Origin of the sequence: Ornithinibacter sp. (genome assembly GCF_035443565.1) — a bacterium.
GTDB lineage: Bacteria > Actinomycetota > Actinomycetes > Actinomycetales > Dermatophilaceae > Fodinibacter.
This window is the reverse complement of sequence record NZ_DAORSO010000414.1, coordinates 1-1,129: the sequence shown is the minus strand read 5'-3', so window position 1 is coordinate 1,129 and position 1,129 is coordinate 1. Positions and strand designations below refer to the sequence as shown.

Sequence of the window (1,129 nt, the reverse complement as noted above, 5' to 3'; positions counted from 1 at the left end):
TCAACGCCATCGCCAACCCGCAGATGCCGGAGATCGGCGAGCGCTTCCTGGGCACCGTCGTCAAGACGACGACCTTCGGGGCGTTCATCTCCCTCCTGCCGGGCAAGGACGGCCTGCTGCACATCTCCGAGGTGCGCAAGCTCGTCGGTGGCAAGCGGATCGACAACGTCGACGACGTGCTCGCGGTGGGCCAGAAGGTCCAGGTCGAGCTCAAGGAGATCGACCCCCGCGGCAAGCTCAGCCTCGCGGCCGTGCTGCCCGAGGGCGAGACCGGCCAGGAGGCCGCCGAGGCCCCCGCCGCGCCGGCTGCTGCTCCTGTCGAGGACGCTCCGGCTGCTGCCGGTGACGCCGAGGACGCGCAGGAGGCCGCACCGGCCGAGGGTGGCGAGGAGCGTGGCGAGCGTCGTCCGCGCAACCGTCGCCGTGGTGGCAACCGCGGTCGCGGTGCGCGTGAGGGTGGCGAGTCCACCGAGGGCTGAGTCCTCATCTCGCGCAAGGTCTCGCGGGCGGCATCCGAAGTCATTCGGATGCCGCCCGCGGCCGTTGGCGGGGGAAGTGGCGGTGTGTGTGAAGATCGTCGTCATCCCGACGGTTTTCAGACACATGGCGAGGGCGGCTGATGGATGCCAACCGGCTCAAGCAGCTCAAGCGGGCCATGGGCGGTCGCGGGGGAGCACCGCTGCGGGCGGCCTACCGGGTGGCGACCGCCGGTGCCCTCGTCGCGGTCAGGGGTGCCGACCGGCTCGCCGCCGACCCGCTCGACCCGGGGGAGCGCGCGGAGTCTGCGGCGACCGTGACGATGGCGGTCAAGACGTTCAAGCGTCCCGATGTCGCGAGGCGGCTGGTGCGCTCAGCGCGACGGGTGTTCGACGGGCGCATCGTCGTGGCCGACGACTCACCGACGCCGATGTCCTTCGACGACCCGCTCGTCGAGGTCATCGCGATGCCCTTCAACTCCGGGGTGTCGGTCGGGCGCAACGCCGCCCTTGACGCCGTCGACACCGAGTTCGTGCTCGTCACCGACGACGACCTCGTGTTCACCGCGGCGACCGACGTGGATGCCGCGCGCCGCCGCCTCCAGGCCTGTCCGGACATCGACGTCGTGGGCTTCCTGCGCGTCGAGCTGCCG

General features: G+C 71.5%; 2 protein-coding genes. Both read left to right on the top strand.

Going from position 1 to position 1,129, the window contains the following annotated elements; translation table 11 throughout:
• Positions 1-479 (top strand): S1 RNA-binding domain-containing protein (locus PLL68_RS15625; protein WP_324535674.1); only part of this gene is annotated, 479 nt, incomplete at its 5' end.
• A 140-nt stretch (positions 480-619) separates the two neighbouring features.
• A partial coding sequence (locus tag PLL68_RS15620; RefSeq protein ID WP_324535672.1) for a glycosyltransferase family 2 protein occupies positions 620-1,129 on the top strand: 510 nt, incomplete at its 3' end.